This window comes from Roseinatronobacter sp. S2 (assembly GCF_029581395.1).
In the GTDB taxonomy this organism is placed as follows: Bacteria; Pseudomonadota; Alphaproteobacteria; order Rhodobacterales; family Rhodobacteraceae; genus Roseinatronobacter.
Genome location: NZ_CP121113.1, coordinates 762,443 through 779,080 on the forward strand (window position 1 = coordinate 762,443; position 16,638 = coordinate 779,080).

The 16,638-nt window shown below is 58.0% G+C and carries 11 protein-coding genes; 9 read left to right on the forward strand and 2 right to left on the reverse strand.

Features of this window, described 5'->3' with window-relative positions; genetic code table 11:
• Positions 1 to 93: 93 nt before the first annotated feature.
• Positions 94 to 615, reverse strand: a complete 522-nt coding sequence (locus tag P8S53_RS03540) for a hypothetical protein (protein WP_277805790.1) — start codon at positions 613 to 615, stop codon at positions 94 to 96.
• Positions 612 to 1,349: a 16S rRNA (uracil(1498)-N(3))-methyltransferase gene (locus tag P8S53_RS03545; protein ID WP_277805791.1), complete on the reverse strand. Its 738-nt coding sequence runs from the start codon at positions 1,347 to 1,349 to the stop codon at positions 612 to 614. The genes P8S53_RS03540 and P8S53_RS03545 overlap by 4 nt, the downstream gene beginning before the upstream one ends.
• Before the next feature lie 12 nt (positions 1,350 to 1,361).
• Between P8S53_RS03545 and ubiA the strand changes: the two genes are divergently transcribed.
• From ubiA to P8S53_RS03590, 9 genes are all read left to right on the forward strand, one after another.
• Complete coding sequence (gene ubiA, locus P8S53_RS03550; RefSeq protein ID WP_277805792.1) at positions 1,362 to 2,342, forward strand: 4-hydroxybenzoate octaprenyltransferase; 981 nt, start codon at positions 1,362 to 1,364, stop codon at positions 2,340 to 2,342.
• A gap of 35 nt (positions 2,343 to 2,377) precedes the next feature.
• Entirely contained in the window at positions 2,378 to 4,387 is a 2,010-nt protein-coding gene (locus tag P8S53_RS03555) for an OmpA family protein (RefSeq protein ID WP_277805793.1), read from the forward strand.
• 53 nt (positions 4,388 to 4,440) lie between these two features.
• Positions 4,441 to 4,764, forward strand: a complete 324-nt coding sequence (locus tag P8S53_RS03560; RefSeq protein WP_277805794.1) for a hypothetical protein — start codon at positions 4,441 to 4,443, stop codon at positions 4,762 to 4,764.
• A gap of 300 nt (positions 4,765 to 5,064) precedes the next feature.
• Complete coding sequence (gene rplJ, locus P8S53_RS03565; RefSeq protein WP_277805795.1) at positions 5,065 to 5,580, forward strand: 50S ribosomal protein L10; 516 nt, start codon at positions 5,065 to 5,067, stop codon at positions 5,578 to 5,580.
• Positions 5,581 to 5,653: 73 nt separating this feature from the next.
• Complete coding sequence (gene rplL / locus P8S53_RS03570; protein ID WP_277805796.1) at positions 5,654 to 6,031, forward strand: 50S ribosomal protein L7/L12; 378 nt, start codon at positions 5,654 to 5,656, stop codon at positions 6,029 to 6,031.
• 259 nt (positions 6,032 to 6,290) lie between these two features.
• The gene (rpoB, locus tag P8S53_RS03575) at positions 6,291 to 10,427 is read left to right on the forward strand and encodes a DNA-directed RNA polymerase subunit beta (protein WP_277805797.1); all 4,137 of its coding nucleotides are present in this window, start codon (positions 6,291 to 6,293) and stop codon (positions 10,425 to 10,427) included.
• Between the two features lie 95 nt (positions 10,428 to 10,522).
• Positions 10,523 to 14,752: a DNA-directed RNA polymerase subunit beta' gene (gene rpoC / locus P8S53_RS03580; RefSeq protein ID WP_277805798.1), complete on the forward strand. Its 4,230-nt coding sequence runs from the start codon at positions 10,523 to 10,525 to the stop codon at positions 14,750 to 14,752.
• A 104-nt stretch (positions 14,753 to 14,856) separates the two neighbouring features.
• A complete protein-coding gene (locus P8S53_RS03585; RefSeq protein WP_277805799.1) occupies positions 14,857 to 15,675 on the forward strand; it encodes a glycosyltransferase in 819 nt (272 codons plus the stop codon).
• 23 nt (positions 15,676 to 15,698) lie between these two features.
• Complete coding sequence (locus tag P8S53_RS03590; protein ID WP_277805800.1) at positions 15,699 to 16,601, forward strand: DMT family transporter; 903 nt, start codon at positions 15,699 to 15,701, stop codon at positions 16,599 to 16,601.
• The last annotated feature ends 37 nt before the right edge of the window (positions 16,602 to 16,638 follow it).

The following is a 16,638-nucleotide window of genomic DNA, read 5'->3' on the forward strand; positions in this document are numbered from 1 at the left end:
TGCGCAAGTCAAGTCGAACAGGCGTGCAAAAATGCGCAGTCAACTGCTCGGTGCGGATTGCGCTTGCGTTCGTCTACACCACCCGGCGTGACGCTAATGAAGGCGCCGGGTCGCGGCGCGGCGCGACGGGTGCAGCCACATTGGCCGCGCCAGCACCTGTTCGGGCGCGTCCAGTGCATCCAGAATGGATTGCATATGTATATCCGGCAGGCTGGCGAACACATCAAACAATGTATCTGCCCCTTCGGCCCCGACAGGAATATCCAGCCGCGTGCCATCCTGCGCGATCAGGTGCCAGCAGGTGCCGTGTTCGGTCAGATGCAATTCAACCAGATCACGCGCGCTGATAAAACCGCCGGTTTCGGGGCCGAAATATGAAATCTGCGCCTCCAGCACCTGCACAATGCCGGGGCCGTCAGTGGCACGGTGAAAGCGCATGCGCCGCCAGCCTATGACAGCCAGCGTCAGGCCAGTGCCCGCAATCAATGCAGCCACCAGCTGGAAAAAACTGTCGCGCGCCACAAATGCGGCCCACAAGCCCAGTGCGGCAATGACAAGCCCGGTCACCACTTCGGACCAGCGCACCAGTTCCGCACGCAATTCAGGCCGGATCATGCCCAATCCCCCTGTGCCGCCTGCCATAATGTCAGCGCCGCGACGGCGGCAGTGTCGGCGCGCAGTATGCGCGGGCCAAGTGATACTGGCGTTACGTTGTCCATTTTGCGCAGCCGTGCCCGTTCGGCGGGCGAGAACCCGCCTTCGGGGCCGATGATGATGGCGGCAGGCGCGGGGGGCAGGGCAGGCGCGGGGCCGGGGGCATCGCTCAGGGCTTCATCGGCGAAAATCAGCGCGCGGGTTTTGTCCCATGTGTCCAGCAGGCGCGACAGGGGCTGCAAATCCGCAACCTGGGGCACATAAGTGCCGCCGCATTGCTCTGCCGCCTCCACTGCATGCGCTTGCAGACGATCCTGCCTGATGCGTTCGGAATTGGTATGTTCGGTCTGAACGGGCAGAATGCGCGCGACCCCAAGTTCGGTTGCTTTTTCAACGATAAAGTCGGTGCGCGCTTTCTTGATGGGGGCAAATAACAGCCATATGTCCGGCGGCATGCACTGCGGCGCGGATTGCGTCAGGCAGCGCAACGTTCCGCCCCGTTTGCCGGTGGTCACAATTTCCGCTTGCCATTCCCCGTGCTGACCGTCGAAAACGGCCACATGTTGCCCGACAGACAGGCGCAACACATTGAAAAGATAATGCGCATGGTCACGCGACAGGTCAATCACTTGCCCCTGACCCAATGCATGCTCTAGATAGAGTCTGTGTTTTGCCTGTTCACTGCGCGCTGTCATGGGGCCGATAGTATGACCGACGACGATCAAAGACCAGAGGGGCCGGGCAAGAATGGCACGGTGGCAGATGCGCCAGCGGCCAACTGGGTGGACACGCTGGCCCCCGAGCAGGCACGGCCATTTCTGCGCCTGTCACGCGCCGACCGCCCTATAGGGACATGGCTTTTGCTGCTGCCGTGCTGGTGGGGGGTGTTTCTGGGCGCTGCGGCCTATCCTGACGCTGCGGGTTGGCTGACCGTATGGCTGGTTCTGGCCTGCGGGCTTGGTGCGTTCCTGATGCGGGGGGCAGGCTGCACATGGAACGACATCACCGACCGCGATATTGATGACAAGGTGGCGCGCACGCGTTCGCGCCCCATCCCGTCGGGGCAGGTCACCTTGCAACAGGCAGGCATCTGGATGGCCATTCAGGCAGGTATTGCCGCGCTGATCTTGCTAACCTTCAACTGGGCGGCCATCGGGCTGGGTGTGCTGTCGCTGGGTCTGGTTGCCATCTATCCCTTTGCCAAGCGTTTCACCTGGTGGCCGCAGATATTTCTGGGGCTTGCGTTTAACTGGGGCGCGCTTCTTGCATGGACGGCGCAGACCGGATCATTGGGCTTGCCTGCGGTGTTTCTGTATCTTGCCGGCATTTGCTGGACACTTTTTTATGATACGATCTATGCACACCAGGACCGTGAAGATGATGAACTGATTGGCGTGAAATCGACCGCGCGACTGTTCGGAAACCAGACCGATCAATGGCTGCGCGGGTTCCTGGTGGCCACGGTTGTCCTGCTGTCGCTTGCGGTGATTTACGCCTTGGCACCATTGGCAAATCCGTTGAAAATGTCGCTTGGTCTGGCGGGGGCATGGGCCATGGGGTGGCACATGAACTGGCAGCTTGGCAAACTGGATATTGATGATGGTGATGTTTGCCTGAAACTGTTCAGATCGAACCGCGATGCAGGGCTTTTCGTTGCGCTGTTTTTCGCCATAACACTTTTCGCGTGATTGCGCCTGTAAGCGCAACTGGCTAGGTGACGGATATGCGAAACCAAATATCCAAAATTCTGGCAGTGGTGCAAAGCGACTCCTTGGGGGTATGGCAGCGTTACAAAGGCCATGTTCTGACTGCTGCGGCGTTTGTCGTGGCGGCCATGTTGGCAGTGGCAGGCGCAAGCATGAGTGTGCGCGCGACAGAAAACCTGCTTGTGAACGAATCGCGCGAAGCCCTGAACGAGGCTGAAATCGAATGGCCCGACATTCAGGTTGACGGCCTGCTTGTCACCATGAGCGGGCAGGCCGCCACCGAAGCAGAGCGTTTTCGCGCGCTGGGCATCGTCAGCGGGGTCGTTGGCGCGGAGCGTGTCATCGACAGGCTGACCGTCGCACCATCCATTGCGATTGCCGCGCCGCGCTTTTCGGTTGAAATGATGCGCAACGGGCTGGACGTGTCGCTGATAGGGCTGGTCCCCGAAAGTTATGATATCTCCGGCATCGTGCGCCAGATCGAAGGGATCGGGCCTGAAGTGTCCGTGGTGAACATGGTTGAAACGGCGGCCCATGCCGTGCCGTTTGGCTGGGAGCGTTCTGTCGAATACGCGATGAAGGCCATGACCCTTGTGCCCGTCAGCAAGATTTCGGTATCCGCCGATCAGGTAGAGGTGTTCGGCCTTGCGGAATCAGAGCGCCAGCGAGACGAGTTCCGCCAGCGGTTGCAGCGTGAACGGCCGCGCGGCCTGATTGCCAGCATCGAGATTTCGGCCCCCCGTCCCGCGATCACGCCCTTTACCTTGCGCTTTGTGATAGACGAAGACGGGGCGCGGTTCGACGCCTGCTCCGCAGATTCGCAAGAGGCGCGTTCGGCAATACTGCAAGCCGCGCGTCAGGCGGGCGCAGGCGGGGTTCTGGAATGCACCATCGGTCTTGGCAGCCCTTCGCCGCGGTGGCAGGTTGCGGCCGTGGCGGCGGTGCGGGCCTTGGGCGATGCGGGCGCGGGAACCGTGACCTTTTCGGATACCGACATTTCCTTTGTTGTCCCGAATGCTGTCGAGATTGCAGAATTTGACCGTATTGTAGGAACGCTGGAAAACGCCGTTCCAGATGTATTTTCTTTGCAAGCGGTCAGGTTGCCGCCGGAAGAAGGGGATATGGAAGGGCAGGAAAATGCCGTGGAATTCATGATCACCCGCGCGCCCGAAGGGGCCGTGGTGATGCGCGGTCGCCTGACAGATGACCGACTGCGCAGCGCGCTTTTGTCCATGGCGCGGTCTGAATTCGGCCTGTCCGCTGTGGATATGCAGGCCAATATCACGCCCGACACCCCCGAAGGGTGGTCTGTGCGCACGTTGTTGGCGATTGATGTCCTTAGTTATCTGGAACATGGCAGCGTGCGCGTGCGCCCGTCCCAGATCGACATTCGCGGCGTGACAGGGGATGCGGGCGCGTCCGATCGTATTTCGCAAATTCTGACCGACAGGCTGGGGGCGGCCGCGCGCTTTAACCTGAATATCAACTATGATGAACGCTTTGATCCTGTTGCCATGCAACCCACCCCCGCCCGCTGCGAAGCGTGGATCAAGGAAATTCTGACGGACGAACAGCTGACCTTCGATCCGGGGTCCGCAACACTGGTTGCAGATGCTGTAAGGGTCATGGACCAGATCGCCGAGATCTTGCGCGATTGTGGTCGTCTGGAAATGGAAATTGCGGGGCATACCGACAGTCAGGGCGGGCTGGAAACCAATATGCGCCTAAGCCAGCAACGCGCCGAGGCCGTGATGGCGGCGCTATTGTCGCGCGGCATTCCGATTTCCGGGTTCGAGGCCAAGGGCTATGGTCCCGAATTCCCCATCGCGGATAACAGCACCGCATCAGGACGCGAAGCCAATCGCCGGATAGAGTTTCGTTTGATCGGGGAATCGGCCGCCGCCGCGCGCGAGGAAACAGGCGAGGATGAACCCCAAGAACAACCCGACGAGGACGATCTGGAAATTGAAGTCACGCTTGGGGCCGAAGACACCCCCCGCCCGCAACCCCGCCCCGAAAGGCCCTGATGTGCAGGTGCCCGATTGTGCTGTTTCTGCGGCCCGCCTGAACAGAGGTAGAAATGAACCGGTTTGAATTCATCGTCATTACGGCACTGATCCTGTTTGTGGCCTTTTCACTTGGTTGGTTTACGAACTGGCTTGTGCACAGGTTCACGCGTGTCCGCCAGCAGGATCTGGGCGAACTGGACCGCATGGCGCAGGCCTTGCACGAAGCCGAAGAAATTCGTGATCAGGCGATCGAATATGTCGAGACACGCGAACGTGATCTGACCGCCCGGCTAAGCCAGACAGAAGCAGAATTGCGCGCTGCAATGGACGGATTGCGCGAAGCACGCAGTGAAGCGGAGTATTATCGCGCACAGTTGGAGCAGTCGCAGGGGTGATCAGCTTGCGGTTGTTTGCGCGTCGAAGGCGGCGGCGGACTTTTTCGCTTGGCATTCGCGGGCATAGAGTCTATGGAACCCTCCGCTGGGGTATCAGGCTGTCGCTTGATTGCCCTGGCGATTCGTCCGAGACGGTGGGTGATGGCAACATCGTAATTCCTGCCTGAGGCGGGACAGGAACATTTCGGTTTCCGGGGTAATTCCTCGGGCGGATTTGGGAAAGGCCCGTTCGGACCTTATGCCAGATTACGGTCTGGCGAAACGAGCCGGGGGGAAACCCCTAATAATTGGAGAGACCCTGTGGATAGAGCCCAAAAAGAGAAAGTGGTCGAGGAACTCGGCCAGATCTTCGAAAGCTCTGGCGTGGTTGTGGTAGCACAATACGCTGGCCTCACGGTTGCTGAGATGCAGGTTCTGCGCGCACGCATGCGTGATGCGGGCGGGGCAGTTCGCGTCGCCAAGAACAAGCTCGCCAAAATCGCCCTTGAAGGAAAGCCCTGCGCAAGCATTTCTGACCTTCTGACAGGCATGACCGTTCTTGCCTATTCCGAAGACCCTGTTGCAGCTGCAAAAGTGGTCCAGGACTTCACCAAAGAAAACCAGAAGCTGGTTGTCCTTGGTGGTGCAATGGGTGAATCGGCCCTTGACCCTGCCGGTGTCAAGGCAGTGGCTGCAATGCCGTCGCGCGAAGAGCTTATCGCTCAGATCGCGTCGTGCATCGGTGCCCCTGCTTCGAACATCGCGGGTGCAATTGGCGCTCCTGCTTCGAATATTGCCGGAATTCTTTCAACGCTCGAAGAGCGTGAAGCGGCATAAGCAACCTTTGGCCTGCGTGGCGTGAAGCACACCCATGTTGGACCCTTGAACCTGAACAGAATGGAACTGAACAATGGCTGATCTTAAAGCACTTGCAGAGCAAATCGTGAACCTCACGCTGCTCGAAGCTCAGGAACTGAAAACGATCCTGAAAGACGAATATGGCATCGAACCCGCTGCTGGCGGCGCTGTCATGATGGCAGGCCCCGCTGGTGATGCAGGCCCCGCTGCCGAAGAAAAAACCGAATTCGACGTTGTTCTGCTCGAAGCCGGTGCAAACAAAATCGCGGTCATCAAAGAAGTTCGCGGCATCACCGGTCTGGGCCTGAAAGAAGCCAAAGACCTGGTCGAAGCTGGCGGCAAAGCCGTGAAAGAAGGCGCCCCGAAAGAGGAAGCCGAAGAGATCAAGAAAAAGCTCGAAGATGCTGGTGCAAAAGTCGAGCTGAAGTAATAGGACGAGATGCGCAGCATCTTGATCTTCTGAAAATCAAACTGGGACCGGACGCCTCCGGTCCCAGTTTATCACTGTTTCTGGACAGGACTTTTGTGCCTGTGGTGTGAAAGTCCTGTCCAGGGATAGTGCCGGCTCGGGAGTGAACCTGTGGGAGGGTTCGCATGAATGGAGCCACACCCCCCGTTTCGCAAGCGGCGCGGCGCCTGATGCCCGACAGCGCGCCCGCCAGCGAAGACCATGAAAGGTGACGACGCGCATGGCTCAGTCCTATGTTGGCCAGAAACGTATCCGCAGGATGTTCGGCAAGATCCGTGAAGTTCTGGAAATGCCGAATCTGATCGAGATTCAGAAAAATTCGTATGATTTGTTCCTTCGCTCCGGCGATGCGGACCGCCCGCTTGACGGCGAAGGCATCATGGGGGTGTTCCAGTCGGTTTTCCCGATCAAGGATTTCAACGAAACGGCAACGCTGGAGTTCGTGAAATACGAACTGGAAAAACCGAAATACGACACCGACGAATGCATCCAGCGCGACATGACATATGCGGCACCGTTGAAAGTTACGCTGCGGCTGATCGTATTTGATATTGATGAAGACACCGGCGCGAAATCCGTTAAGGATATCAAGGAACAAGACGTGTTCATGGGCGACATGCCGCTTATGACCGGAAACGGGACGTTCATTGTCAACGGCACCGAACGGGTGGTGGTCAGCCAGATGCACCGCAGCCCCGGCGTGTTCTTTGACCATGATCAGGGGAAAACGCACAGCTCGGGCAAGCTGCTGTTTACCTGCCGGATCATTCCGTATCGCGGGTCATGGCTTGATTTTGAATTTGACGCCAAGGATATGGTTTTTGCGCGGATCGACCGCCGCCGCAAACTGCCTGTGACCACGCTTCTGTATGCGTTGGGCATGGATCAGAACCAGATCATGAACGCGTATTATGACCGCGTCAGCTTCAGCCTGCAAAAGAACAAGGGTTGGGTCACAAAATTCTTCCCCGAGCGTGTGCGCGGCACCCGCCCGACAATCGATCTGGTCGACGCTGCAACCGGCGAAGTCATCTGCAAGGCTGGCGACAAGATGACCCCGCGCATGGTCAAGCAGCTGATCGACGAAGGCAAAGTCACTGACCTGCTGGTTCCGTTTGACCATATCGTTGGCCGCTATGTTGCCCAGGACCTGATCAACGAAGAAACCGGCGAAATCTATGCCGAAGCCGGCGAAGAACTGACCTGGGATCTGGACAAGGATGGCGAAGTCAAGGGCGGCACGCTGAAAGTGCTGCTGGACAACGGCATCACGGATATCGAGGTTCTGGACATCGACGGTGTCAATGTCGGCCCCTATATCCGCAACACCATGGCTGCGGACAAAAACTGGAGCCGCGAAAACGCGCTGATGGACATTTACCGTGTCATGCGCCCCGGCGAGCCGCCGACCGTTGACACAGCATCGGCGCTGTTTGACCAGTTGTTCTTCGATTCCGAACGCTATGACCTGTCCGCCGTTGGCCGTGTGAAGATGAACATGCGCCTTCAGCTTGATGCACCAGACACACTACGCACGCTGCGCCCCGAAGATGTGGTGGCGTGTATTCGCGGTCTGGTCGAATTGCGTGATGGCAAGGGCGAGATTGACGACATTGACCACCTTGGCAACCGTCGCGTGCGGTCCGTGGGCGAGTTGATGGAAAACCAGTATCGCGTTGGCCTGCTGCGCATGGAGCGTGCGATCCGCGAGCGCATGTCCTCGGTCGAGATTGACACTGTCATGCCGCAGGATCTGATCAACGCGAAACCGGCTGCGGCCGCAGTGCGTGAATTCTTCGGCTCCAGCCAGTTGTCCCAGTTCATGGACCAGACAAACCCGCTGTCCGAAGTGACACACAAACGCCGCCTGTCCGCGCTTGGGCCAGGTGGTCTGACGCGCGAACGCGCGGGTTTCGAGGTGCGCGACGTTCACCCCACCCATTATGGCCGCATGTGCCCGATTGAAACGCCCGAAGGTCAGAATATCGGTCTGATCAACTCTCTGGCGACATTCGCGCGCGTCAACAAATACGGCTTCATCGAAACACCCTATCGCAAGGTTGTGGACGGGCAGGTCACGGATGAAGTGGTCTATCTGTCAGCCACCGAAGAGCAACGCCACACGGTTGCGCAGGCCAACGCGACGCTTGATGAAAATGGCGCCTTCGTCAACGAACTGGTGTCCACGCGCAAAGCTGGCGAGTTCATGCTGAACCCGCGCGAAGCCGTTGACCTGATTGACGTGTCGCCCAAGCAGCTGGTTTCGGTTGCGGCATCCCTGATCCCGTTCCTTGAAAACGACGACGCCAACCGCGCGTTGATGGGGTCGAACATGATGCGGCAGGCTGTGCCGTTGCTGCAATCAGACGCGCCATTGGTCGGCACAGGCATGGAGGGCATTGTTGCCCGCGATTCCGGTGCGGCCATCCTGACGCGTCGTGCTGGTGTTATCGACCAGGTCGACGCGCAGCGTATTGTTGTGCGTGCGACCGAAATGCTGGAAGCGGGCGAGCCGGGCGTGGATATCTACCGTCTGCGCAAGTTCAAACGCTCGAACGCGTCATCATGCATCAACCAGCGCCCCTTGGTGAAGGTGGGTGATCATGTATCGCGTGGCGAAGTTATTGCTGATGGTCCGTGCACCGACATGGGTGAACTGGCCGTCGGGCGTAACATCGTCGTGGCGTTCATGCCGTGGAATGGCTACAACTTCGAGGACTCGATCCTGATTTCAGAGCGTATTCTGAAAGATGACGTGTTCACCTCGATTCATATCGATGAATACGAAGTTGCGGCCCGCGACACCAAGCTTGGCCCGGAAGATATCACCCGCGATATTCCCAACGTGGGTGAAGAAGCACTGCGCAATCTGGATGAGGCAGGCATCGTCTATGTCGGCGCCGAAGTTCAGGCCGGTGACATTCTGGTAGGCAAGGTCACGCCAAAAGGCGAAAGCCCGATGACGCCGGAAGAAAAGCTGTTGCGCGCGATCTTTGGTGAAAAGGCGTCCGATGTGCGCGACACATCGCTGCGTCTGCCACCGGGGGCTTACGGGACGATCGTTGAAGTGCGCGTGTTCAACCGCCATGGTGTGGAAAAAGATGAACGCGCCCTACAGATCGAACGCGAAGAAATCGAACGCCTGTCACGCGACCGCGATGACGAGCTGGAGATTCTGGAGCGCAACATCTACGGTCGTCTGAAGCAGCTGATCTTCGGCAAAGTGGCTGTCAAAGGCCCCAAAGGTGTCAAATCCAATTCCGAGATTACCGACGAATTGCTTGAAAGCCTGAGCCGTGGTCAGTGGTGGCAGCTTGCCTTGTCCGACGAGGCCGAGGCACAGGAAGTAGAGGCGCTGAATGCCCTTTACGACCAGCAAAAGCGCCAGTTGCAGGCCCGTTTCGACGATAAGGTCGAAAAAGTCCGTCGTGGCGATGATCTGCCACCGGGCGTGATGAAAATGGTCAAGGTGTTCGTCGCCGTGAAGCGCAAGCTTCAGGCAGGGGACAAAATGGCCGGTCGTCACGGCAACAAAGGCGTCATCTCCAAGGTCGTACCGGTCGAGGATATGCCGTTTCTGGCAGACGGGACCACGGTTGACATGGTGCTGAACCCGCTGGGCGTGCCATCGCGGATGAATGTCGGCCAGATTCTGGAAACCCATATGGGCTGGGCCTTGCGCGGTCTGGGCGTTCAGATCGACGAGGCATTGCAGGAATACCGCCGGTCAGGTGACATGACGCCTGTGCGTGAAGCTATGCGCATTGGCTATGGTGATGACTTCTATGCCGAAGTGTTCGATGGCATGGATGAAACCGCCCTTGTCGAGTCTGCAACGACCGTCACAAAGGGGGTGCCGATTGGCACGCCGGTATTCGATGGTGCCAAGGAACCTGATGTCGATGATGCGCTGCGGCGCGCCGGTTTTGACACATCTGGCCAGTCGGTCGTCTTTGACGGGCGCACGGGCGAACAGTTTGCCCGTTCGGTGACTGTGGGTGTGAAATACATGCTGAAACTGCACCACCTTGTTGACGACAAGCTGCACGCGCGTTCAACCGGGCCTTACAGCCTTGTCACGCAGCAGCCGCTGGGTGGTAAAGCGCAGTTCGGTGGTCAGCGTCTGGGCGAGATGGAGGTCTGGGCACTGGAAGCTTACGGTGCGGCCTATACGCTTCAGGAAATGCTGACTGTCAAATCGGACGACGTGGCAGGCCGGACCAAGGTGTATGAATCGATCGTCAAGGGCGAGGACAACTATGAAGCGGGCGTGCCGGAATCGTTTAACGTTCTGGTGAAAGAAGTCCGTGGCCTCGGCCTGAATATGGAACTCCTGGATTCGGAGGAGGAGGGGTAACGCTGCGTGAGCCCACGCACCCTGCACATAGCTGGCAGGGTGCGTAAATTTCACTCTCTGCCCCTGTCCCCCCCGACCCTTTCAAGGAAATGATCATGAACCAGGAACTTACCACAAACCCGTTCAACCCGCTGGCCCAAACCAAGACCTTTGACCAGATCAGGGTGTCCTTGGCTTCGCCAGAGCGTATTCTGAGCTGGTCCTACGGCGAGATCAAGAAGCCTGAAACCATCAACTACCGGACGTTCAAGCCAGAACGTGACGGGTTGTTCTGTGCGCGTATTTTCGGGCCGATCAAGGACTACGAATGCCTGTGCGGCAAATACAAGCGCATGAAATACCGCGGCGTTGTCTGCGAAAAATGCGGTGTGGAAGTCACGCTGCAAAAAGTGCGCCGCGAACGCATGGGTCATATCGAACTGGCTGCACCTGTCGCGCATATCTGGTTTCTGAAATCGCTTCCGTCACGGATCGGCCTGATGCTGGACATGACGCTGCGCGATCTGGAACGCATTCTGTATTTCGAAAACTATGTCGTTATCGAACCGGGCCTGACCGATCTGTCCTATGGCCAGTTGATGACCGAAGAAGAGTTTCTGGATGCACAGGACCAATATGGTGCGGACGCCTTCACCGCCAATATCGGTGCCGAAGCCATCCGCGAAATGCTGGCCAATATCGACCTTGAAGATGAAGCCCTGCGCCTGCGCGAAGAGCTGAAAGAAGCCAAGGGCGAGTTGAAGCCCAAAAAGATCATCAAGCGGCTGAAAGTGGTGGAGCATTTCATCGAATCCGGCAACCGCCCGGAATGGATGGTGCTGACCGTGCTGCCCGTCATCCCGCCAGAGTTGCGCCCGCTGGTGCCGCTGGATGGTGGCCGGTTCGCGACATCGGACCTGAATGACCTGTATCGCCGCGTCATCAACCGCAACAACCGCCTGAAGCGCCTGATCGAACTGCGTGCACCCGATATCATCGTGCGTAATGAGAAGCGCATGTTGCAAGAAGCGGTCGATGCACTGTTTGACAATGGCCGCCGTGGCCGCGTGATCACGGGCAACAACAAACGCCCGCTGAAGTCGCTGTCGGACATGCTGAAAGGCAAGCAGGGCCGTTTCCGCCAGAACCTTTTGGGTAAGCGCGTCGACTTCTCGGGCCGTTCGGTCATTGTGACCGGCCCCGAACTGAAACTGCACCAGTGTGGTCTGCCCAAGAAGATGGCGTTGGAGCTGTTCAAGCCCTTCATCTATTCGCGGCTGGAGGCCAAGGGCCTGTCGAGCACCGTGAAGCAAGCCAAAAAGCTGGTCGAGAAGGAACGCCCTGAAGTCTGGGATATTCTGGATGAAGTCATCCGCGAACACCCCGTTCTGCTGAACCGTGCGCCGACATTGCACCGTCTGGGCATTCAGGCGTTTGAACCGATCCTGATCGAAGGCAAGGCAATCCAGCTGCACCCGCTGGTTTGTTCCGCGTTCAACGCCGATTTTGACGGCGACCAGATGGCGGTGCATGTGCCGCTGTCGCTGGAAGCGCAGCTTGAAGCCCGCGTTCTGATGATGTCGACGAACAACGTTCTGTCGCCTGCCAACGGCGCGCCGATCATCGTTCCGTCGCAGGATATGGTTTTGGGGCTGTATTATGTCTCGATGATGCGCGAAGGCATGAAGGGCGAGGGGATGATCTTCTCCTCAATCGAGGAAGTGGAACATGCGATTGCGGCAGATGAAGTTCATCTGCATGCCAAGATTCAGTGCCGCGTCATGCAGATCGACGAAGATGGCAACGAAGTCTCGCGCCGGTATGAAACCACACCGGGCCGTTTGCGGCTGGGTGCGCTGCTGCCGCTGAATGCGAAAGCGCCGTTTGAACTGGTGAACCGCCTGTTGCGGAAAAAAGACGTTCAGAACGTCATCGACAATGTCTACCGCTATTGCGGCCAGAAAGAGTCAGTCATTTTCTGTGACCAGATCATGTCGCTTGGTTTCCGCGAAGCGTTCCGCGCCGGTATTTCCTTCGGCAAGGATGACATGCTGATCCCGGAAACCAAATGGACGCTGGTGAATGAAACCCGCGATCAGGTTGGCAGTTTCGAGCAGCAATATCTGGACGGGCTGATCACGCAGGGCGAAAAATACAACAAAGTCGTCGATGCATGGTCGAAATGTTCGGACGCTGTCGCGAATGAGATGATGGCCGAAATCTCGGCCGTGCTTCGCGATGCGGAAGGGCGCGAACTGGAACCGAATTCGGTTTACATGATGTCCCATTCCGGGGCGCGTGGCTCGCCCGCCCAGATGAAACAGCTGGGCGGGATGCGCGGTCTGATGGCCAAACCTTCGGGCGAGATCATCGAGACGCCGATCATCTCGAACTTCAAAGAAGGTCTGACCGTGTTGGAGTATTTCAACTCCACCCACGGGGCGCGTAAGGGTCTGGCCGATACGGCGTTGAAAACCGCGAACTCCGGTTATCTGACCCGTCGTCTGGTTGACGTGGCGCAGGATTGCATTGTGCGCAGTGACGATTGCGGCACCGAGTTGTTCATCACGGCGCAGGCTGCGGTGAATGATGGTGAAGTTGTCTCGTCCTTGGCCGAGCGCGTTCTGGGCCGTGTCGCGGCAGAGGATGTTATTGATCCTGCATCCGGCGAAGTTCTGGTTGCCAAGAATGCCCTGATCGACGAACGCGATGCGGACGTGATCGAAGGGGCAGGTGTTGCCACCGTCAAAATCCGCTCGCCCTTGACCTGTGAAGCGGACGAAGGCGTTTGTGCCAAATGCTACGGGCGCGATCTTGCTCGCGGTACATTGGTGAACAAAGGCGAGGCCGTGGGCATCATCGCGGCGCAATCCATCGGCGAGCCGGGCACGCAGCTGACCATGCGGACCTTCCATATCGGGGGTATCGCACAGGGTGGCAGCCAGTCCTTCCAGGAAACAAACGCGGCTGGCCGGATCGAATTGCGCAACATCCAGACCATCGAAAACGCCGCGGGCGAGTTGATTGTCACGGGGCGGTCCATGCAGATCGCCATCATTGACGAAAACAACGTCGAGCGTGCGGTGTTCAAGCCGGGCTACGGTTCCAAACTGTTCGTCAAGGATGGCGAGCAGGTGGAGCGTGGCGCAAAACTGTTCGAATGGGACCCCTACACCCTGCCGATCATTGCGGAAACCAACGGCAAGACCCGCTTCGTCGACCTGATTGCAGGCTTGTCGGTGCGTGACGAAACCGATGACGCAACCGGCATGACCCAGAAGATTGTGACGGACTGGCGGTCGGTGCCGAAAGGTGGCGATCTGAAGCCTGAAGTCATTCTGATGGACCCCGAAACCGGCGATCCCGTGCGCAATGAACATGGCAATCCGGTGACCTATCCGATGTCGGTTGACGCCATTTTGTCCATCGAAGACGGGCAGGACATTCTGATCGGTGACGTTGTTGCGCGTATCCCGCGTGAAGGCGCAAAAACAAAGGACATTACCGGTGGTCTGCCGCGTGTGGCCGAACTGTTTGAAGCGCGTCGTCCCAAGGACCATGCGATCATCTGTGAACTTGACGGGTATGTGCGCTTTGCCAAGGACTACAAGAACAAGCGTCGCATCCGCATTGAACCCGCTGATGACACGCTGGAAGCGGCGGAATATCTTGTCCCCAAAGGCAAGCACATTCCGGTGCAGGAAGGCGACTTTGTCCAGCGCGGTGATTACATCATGGATGGCAACCCTGCCCCCCATGACATTCTGCGCATTCTGGGCATCGAGGCTTTGGCAAACTACCTGATCGACGAAGTGCAGGACGTGTATCGCCTGCAAGGCGTGAAGATCAACGACAAGCATATCGAGGTGATCGTGCGGCAGATGCTGCAAAAATGGGAGATCCTTGACAGTGGCGAAACCACGCTGCTGAAAGGCGAGCATGTCGACAAGATCGAGTTTGAAGAAGCCAATGCCAAGGCCATGTCGCACGGGATGGAACCGGCCAGGGGCGAGCCGATCTTGCTGGGCATCACCAAAGCCAGCTTGCAGACGCGCAGCTTCATTTCGGCAGCCAGTTTCCAGGAAACCACCCGCGTGCTGACCGAAGCTTCGGTGCAGGGCAAGCGTGACCACCTTGTTGGCCTGAAGGAAAACGTGATTGTTGGCCGCCTTATCCCGGCGGGCACCGGTGGCGTTGTCAATCAGGTGCGCAACATTGCCGGCGAGCGTGACCGCAAGGTTCTGGAAGCCCGCCGCGCCGAAGCAGAGGCAGCCGCCGCCCTGGCCGCCCCTGAACCTGTGGAGCGTTCGGAAGCGGACATTGTTTTCGGAAAACGCGACGACTGAGCTTTACGATAAAAAATGATGAAAGCCCCCGCAGCCTGTGTTGCGGGGGCTTTTCTTTTTGTGGCGCCTCGGGCATCACTTGTGAATATGTTAAGGAGCGCGACATGCCCCCTGATTTTTCGACCCAAGTGATTGTAGTGATCCGCTTTTCCTATGTGGCACTGGCGGGGTTCCGCCTTAGCAAAGATGGGGAACATGATGTCCGAAAGCAACTATATGCGCCGGATCGGCTGGAACGACGGTTTCGCCTGTTCGAAGCCCTGACCCTGCCGTCGCTTTTGGCGCAAACCGATCAGGACTTCACCACAGCCATTGTCATTGGCGACGATTTCCCGCGTGACTGGCGCCAGCGCCTTGAAGCGAAAATACGCCCTTTGGCCGGTGGCCGGATCATCGCGCTGCATCCATTGAATAATTTCAAGTCGACCAAGAAGGCCTTGGATATTTGCACGCACCCTTCTGCATCGCATGTGGTGTCCATGCGGCTGGATGATGATGATGCGATCAGCAGCGATTGCATTGCCGAAACCAAGCGGATTGCTGCGCCATTGATGCAAATATCCGGCCCTGAAAACCCTGCAATCATTGCGTTCAACAACGGGCTGTTTCTGGAACTGGGGGCAGGGGGCACCACGCTTTACGGTGTGCATGAAAAGACCCCGTTGGGAATTGGCATGTCCATGGTCGCACCGCGTGGCGCAAGGCCCACAGTCTTTTCGATGGACCACCGCATGGTTCACACGCGCTGGAACTGCTTTACCGATGGCGTCACGCCGCGCTTTATTCGCACCGTCCATCGCGACAATGATTCCACGGGCTTTATGTCGGGCACGCGGGTTGACCTGTCCGATGAAGAGCTGGACGCAATTCTTGCACAAAGTTTTCCGTTTTCACGACAGATGCTGATGACGCTTGGCGGGTGAGTGTCACCCAAACTTCAGGGACCATGATGAAAGACGACAACACGCGCGCGGCCCTGTTCATGCTGGTGGGATCAAGCGCATTCGCGGTGAATGACACCTTTCTGAAATTGCTGGGCGCGGAACTCAGCGCGTTACAGATACTGGCCATGCGCGGGGCAATCGTCACGGCCTTGTTCGGGGTGCTGGTCTGGCGCAGTCGTGTAACTTTCGCGCAGTTGAACCCGCGCGACAGGCGGCTGTTGCTTGTGCGTTCCGCAGCCGAGGCGATGGCAGCGTATTTCTTCTTCAACGCGTTGTTCAACATGCCACTGGCCAATGTAACCGCCATCCTTCAGGTGGTGCCGCTTGCTGTTGCACTGGCGGCATGGATGTTTCTGCGCGAACCACTGGGGTGGCGCAGGTTAAGTGCGATTCTGGTGGGGTTTTGCGGGGTGTTGCTTATCGTTCGGCCGGGTGGCGCGGATTTCGGGCTTCCCTCGGTCTTTGCGTTGTTGACGGTTGTTATGGTCACAATCCGCGATTTGTCGACGCGGGTTATGGCCAGGAACGTCCCGTCGTCGCTTGTGGCCTGCACAACTGCGCTTGGTGTAACGGTATTCGGTCTTGTTGGTGCGGTTACGGAAACATGGGTTGTGCCCAGCCCCGTTGCATGGGGTTGGCTGGCGGGCACAGTGGTGTTTTCGTTCATTGGCTATTATCTGATTGTTCTGGCCATGCGCACGGGTGAACTGACCTTTGTTGCGCCCTTTCGATATGCGGGCCTTCTGTCTGCGCTGATGCTGGGGTGGCTGGTTCTGGATGAATGGCCCGACAGCCTGACATTTGTCGGCGGCGCGGTTGTTGTTATCACGGGCATCTATACATTGTACCGCGAACGGCGGCATAAACAGCGAATGGCAGCGGCATCCCTGACATCTGGCGGGTAGCTGTTGACAACCCCAACGACTCCCCCTATACGCGCGA

Coding starts and splice junctions, on each gene's coding strand:
- ubiA (WP_277805792.1), top strand. CDS start 1,362: ATGACCGACGACGATCAAAGACCAGAGGGGCCGGGCAAGAATGGCACG.
- P8S53_RS03545 (WP_277805791.1), bottom strand. CDS start 1,349: ATGACAGCGCGCAGTGAACAGGCAAAACACAGACTCTATCTAGAGCAT.
- rpoB (WP_277805797.1), top strand. CDS start 6,291: ATGGCTCAGTCCTATGTTGGCCAGAAACGTATCCGCAGGATGTTCGGC.
- P8S53_RS03590 (WP_277805800.1), top strand. CDS start 15,699: ATGATGAAAGACGACAACACGCGCGCGGCCCTGTTCATGCTGGTGGGA.
- rpoC (WP_277805798.1), top strand. CDS start 10,523: ATGAACCAGGAACTTACCACAAACCCGTTCAACCCGCTGGCCCAAACC.
- P8S53_RS03540 (WP_277805790.1), bottom strand. CDS start 615: ATGATCCGGCCTGAATTGCGTGCGGAACTGGTGCGCTGGTCCGAAGTG.
- P8S53_RS03585 (WP_277805799.1), top strand. CDS start 14,857: ATGCCCCCTGATTTTTCGACCCAAGTGATTGTAGTGATCCGCTTTTCC.
- P8S53_RS03555 (WP_277805793.1), top strand. CDS start 2,378: ATGCGAAACCAAATATCCAAAATTCTGGCAGTGGTGCAAAGCGACTCC.
- rplL (WP_277805796.1), top strand. CDS start 5,654: ATGGCTGATCTTAAAGCACTTGCAGAGCAAATCGTGAACCTCACGCTG.
- P8S53_RS03560 (WP_277805794.1), top strand. CDS start 4,441: ATGAACCGGTTTGAATTCATCGTCATTACGGCACTGATCCTGTTTGTG.